This is a genomic window from Nocardia sp. NPDC060220 (genome assembly GCF_042727815.1).
In the GTDB taxonomy this organism is placed as follows: domain Bacteria; phylum Actinomycetota; class Actinomycetes; order Mycobacteriales; family Mycobacteriaceae; genus Nocardia.
This window is the reverse complement of the sequence record NZ_JBHWZY010000536.1, coordinates 1-4,859: the sequence shown is the minus strand read 5'-3', so window position 1 is coordinate 4,859 and position 4,859 is coordinate 1. Positions and strand designations below refer to the sequence as shown.

Sequence of the window (4,859 nt, the reverse complement as noted above, 5' to 3'; positions counted from 1 at the left end):
GCGGCGGGGTCGAGCAGGTCGATATCGCCCACGGCGAGATCGGGGTCGGCGGCTACGGCGGCGAGCAGCCGGACGAAGCGCGCACCGAAACTCCGCACCGTCTCGGCATCGAACAGGTCTGTCGCGTAGGCGAATTCGGCGTGCATGCCGCCGTTGTCCTGCTGCTCACGCATGGTGAGCAACAGGTCGAACTTGGCCTCGGCAGTGCGGGCGTCGAGCGCGCCCACCGTGATTCCCGGCAGTTCGAAGGCGACCGGGGCGAGGTTCTCGAACGACAGCGCCACCTGGAACAGCGGGTGTCTGCCCGCCGAACGCGCGGGTTGGAGCGCATCGACCACCCGCTCGAACGGGACGTCGGCGTGGGCGAAGGCGCGCAGATCGGTGTCGCGGGTCTGGGTGAGCAGCGCGGTGAACGGATCGCTCTCGGTGATCCGGCTGCGCAGCACCAGGGTGTTGACGAACATGCCGACCAGATCGTCGAGCTCACGGGCGCCACGGCCGGCGATCGGAGTCCCGATGGCGACGTCGTCGGTGCCGCTGAGCCGGGCGAGCAGCACCGCGAGCGCGGCCTGGACGACCATGAACACCGTGACGCCCTGCGCGCGGGCCAGGCCGGCGAGCTCGGCGTGCAGTGCGGGGTCGATCTCGAAGGTGCTGGTGGCGCCCGCGAAGGACTGCACCGCAGGGCGCGGACGGTCGGCGGGGAGTGCGATCTCCTCGGGCAGGCCGGCGAGTTCGTCGTGCCAGTAGGCCAGCTGGGCGGCGGCCGTGGAGGCGGGGTCGGCTTCGTCGCCGAGTGAGTCGCGTTGCCACACCGCGTAATCGGCGTATTGCAGCGGCAGCGGCGACCACGCGGGCGGCGAGCCTGCCGTGCGCGCGGTGTAGGCGAGGACGAGGTCGCGGGTGAGCGGCCCCATGGAGAATCCGTCGGCGCTGATGTGGTGGGCGACGAACACCAGGACGTGATCGTCGGCGCCGAGGCGCAGCAGCCGCACGCGGACCGGCGGCTCGACGGTGACGTCGAACCCGGTGGCGACGATCCGGCGCACCTCGTCGGTGAGGTGGTCGGGAGCGACCTCGACCGGGGTCAGGTCGACGCGCACCGCGTCGGGCGCGAGCACATCCTGGACCACCGCATCCCCGCGTGCCGGGTAGCGGGTGCGCAGCACCTCGTGCCGGGCGAACAGGTCGGCGACACCGAGCCCGAGGGCTGTCAGGTCGAGGGCGCCGGTGAGGCGGATCGCGGCCGGGATGTTGTAGACGGTCGCGTCGGGGTCGAGCCGGTTGAGCAGCCACATCCGCTGCTGTGCCAGTGACAACGGCACCCGCTGCGGGCGCGGTCCGGCGAGCAGCCGTGGTGCGGTGGCCTCGTCCGATCGGTGCACGCGCAGGGCGAGATCGGCCACCGTCGGCGCTTCGAACAGCAATCGGACGCCGACCGCGCGATCGAGCGCCGTCCCGATCCGGGCCGCCGCCCTGGTGGCGAGCAGCGAGTTGCCGCCGAGGGCGAAGAAGTCGTCGTCGGCGCCGACGGAGGCGACACCGAGGATCTCGCCGTACACCTCCGCGACCACCTGTTCGGTAGGTGTCGCCGGGGCGCGGAAGGTGGCGGCCTCGAAGACCGGCGCGGGCAACGCCTTTCGATCCAGCTTGCCGTTGACGGTGTAGGGCAGTTCCCCGAGAACAACGAAGGCGTCGGGCACCAGATAGGTCGGCAGCTTGTCCCCCAGCGCGGACTTCAGCTGTGCGACATCGAGATCAGCGCCGACCACATAGGCGACCAGTCGATCACCGAAATGGGCGTCGGTCCGGGCGAGCACCGCGGCCTGGGTCACCGCGGGCAGCCCGAGCAGCACGGCTTCCACCTCACCGGGCTCCACCCGGAACCCGCGGATCTTCACCTGGAAGTCGCTGCGGCCCAGGTAGATCAGCTCGCCGCCCGCTGTGGCGCGACCGGCTGGGGGCAGGCTGTCCGGTACCTCGGTCAGCGGTGTGCGCGCGACCAGGTCACCGGTGCGGTACATGCGAGCGCCGGGCTCGAAGGGATCGGCGACGAAACGATCAGCGGTCTGGGCCGCTTTGCGCAGGTAACCGCGAGCCAGCTGGACGCCGCCGAGATACAGCTCGCCTCTGACGCCGGGGGCCACGGGCCGCAACCGCTCGTCGAGAACGTAGACGCGACTGTTCCATGCGGGCGCGCCGATCGGCACGGTCAGCACGTCGGCGGTGCCGACACGGTGATCGGTGATCGACACAGCGGCCTCGGTAGGTCCGTACAGGTTGTCGATCCTGGTGCCGGGCAACGTCTTCAGCAGACGCTGGGCCAGCGCGGCGGGCAGGGATTCGCCGATCGCGAGGATGCGGGTCAACGGCACGACCCGGCTCGGCCCGCCGTTCTCGTCGTGCGCGGACGACTCCCAGTACCCGGACAGCGCGTCGAGCAGCGACGGCACCGCTGTCAGGATGGTGACGCCCGCGTCGGTGATCAGGGCGTCCAGGTAGGCGGGGTCGCGGTGCCCGTCGGGGGCGGCGATCACCAGGCGGCCACCGCAGACGGCGGCGGACCAGAATTCCCAGACGGACAGGTCGAACGTGGCGGGGGTCTTCAGCAGGAACACATCGGCGGCATCCGTGCCGAATTCACCGCGTAGCCACTGCAACTGGTTGATCACCGCAGCGTGCGGCACCGCCACGCCTTTGGGGCGACCGGTGGAGCCGGAGGTGAAGATGACGTAGGCGGTGTTGTCGGGGCGCAGCGGCGCGCGGCGGTCGGCGTCGGTGATCGGGCTGGGATCAGCGGAGGCGATCACCGGGTGGTCGACGCGCACCACCGGCGCGGCATCGGTACGGAAACCGTTGGTGAGCACGCAGATCGGGGCGGCGGTGTGCAGGATGTAGTCGGTGCGATCGGCGGGCTGATCGGGGTCGATCGGCACGTAGGCGCCGCCCGACCTGGTCACCGCGTACATGGCGACGACGAGATCGATCGACCGTGGCAGGGCGAGCGCGACCAGCGACTCCGGGCCGACGCCGATCGAGATCAGATGCCGCGCGAGCCTGTTCACCCGTGATTCGAACTCGGCGTAGGTGAGTTCGAGGCGACCCTCGGGCAGGTCGGCCACGAGTGCGACAGCTTCGGGCCTGGCGACCGACGGCAGGTCGGCGAGCGTGCCACCGGGCACAGCGAGATCAGCGGCACCACTGACGATTTCGGTCGCGCGTTCCTCGGCGGTCCGCAGGTCGACATCACCGACCACCACGGCGGGCTCGCGCACCACCGCGTCGAGCAGCAACGTCAGCCGGTCGGCGAAGGCCGCCACCGTCGCGGCGTCGAAGAGATCGGTGGCGTAGGTGAAGAAGCCCTCGATACCGGTGGGCGCCCCGTCCGCGTCGTAGCCGTCACCGACGATCAGATGCAGATCGAATTGCGACACAGCGAGTTCCGCCGATACCGGCGCGATCCGCAGGCCGGGCAGTTCCAGTGCGGCACGATCGATGTTCTGGAAGGACAGACCGACCTGGAACAGCGGGTGACGTGCCGTGGAGCGCGGCGGATCGAGCACCTCGACCAGTCGCTCGAACGGAACATCGGCCGCGGCGAAGGCGGCCAGGTCGCTCGTGCGCTGGGCGGCGAGCAGCTCGGCGAACGTGGCGCCACCGTCATAGCGGGTGCGCAGAACGACCGTGTTGACGAACATGCCGATCAGATCGTCGAGTTCGCGCTCTCCGCGTCCGGCGACGGGAGTGCCCACCGCCACGTCCGCGGCACCGGACAGCCGGGCCAGCAGGACGGCGAAAGCGGTGTGCAACACCATGAACACCGTGGCGCCGCGGTCGCGCGCGAGCGCCGCGAGCGCGGCGTGCGTCTCGGCGTCGATGCGCACCGGCACCCGTCCACCCGCGAGGGAGGCGACGGCGGGACGCGGGTAGTCGGCGGGCAGTTCGAGCAGATCCGGCAGGTCGGCGAGTTCGGAGCGCCAGAACGAGAGCTGTCGGGCAGCCGCCGAATCCGTCTCGTCCTCGGCACCCAGCCGGTCCAGCTGCCACAGCGCGTAATCGGCGTACTGCACCGGCAGCGCGGCCCACTCCGGGGCATGTCCGGCGGTCCGCGCGAGGTAGGCGGTGGTCACATCGCGCACCAGCGGCGCCATCGAGGAGGCGTCGGCGGCGATGTGGTGCACCACCACGGCGAGCACGTACTCCGTGGGCGCGTCGGGTCCGCTGTCCGTGACATCGAACAGCCGGACCCGCAACGGAACCTCGACGGTCACGTCGAACGCGGTCGACGCGAGCGCGGTCACCGCGGCGATCAGCGAGGTCGCGGCATCATGGGATCCGGCCTCACCGGCCGTCGGCTGCCCGGCGCTGATCCGGTGCACAGTGAAGTCGAGGTGGACCTGGTCGACGGGGAGAACCTGCTGAATCGGGCCGTCGGCGGTGTCGGGGTAGACCGTGCGCAGGACCTCGTGGCGGGCCAGTACATCGCGCAGCGCGGTGGTGAGCGCCGCGACGTCGAGGGCGCCGGTCAGCCGTAGCGCGAAGGGCAGGTTGTAGGCGGCGGCTCCGTCGTCGACGCCCTGGTCGAAGCGGTTGAGGAACCACATCCGGCGCTGGGCGGGCGACAGTGGCAGCTCGTCGGGGCGGGGCAGGGTGCCGAGGCCACTGGTCGGCTGCGCCGCCGCGTCGGGGTCGAGCACCGCCGCGAGCCCGGCGACGGTCGGGGTTTCGAAGAGGGTGCGCACGGCGATGCGGCCACCGGTGGCGGCGCCGAGGCGGGCGACCAGGCGGGTGGCGATCAGTGAGTTGCCACCGAGTGCGAAGAAGTCGTCGTCGGCGCCGATGTCGGTGCGGCCGAGCAC

1 protein-coding gene is annotated in these 4,859 nt (G+C 71.1%); it reads right to left on the bottom strand.

Features of this window, described 5'->3' with window-relative positions:
• Positions 1–4,859, bottom strand: a 4,859-nt coding sequence (locus tag ACFWF3_RS24445) for an amino acid adenylation domain-containing protein (protein WP_379315472.1), incomplete at both ends; no start/stop codon positions are given.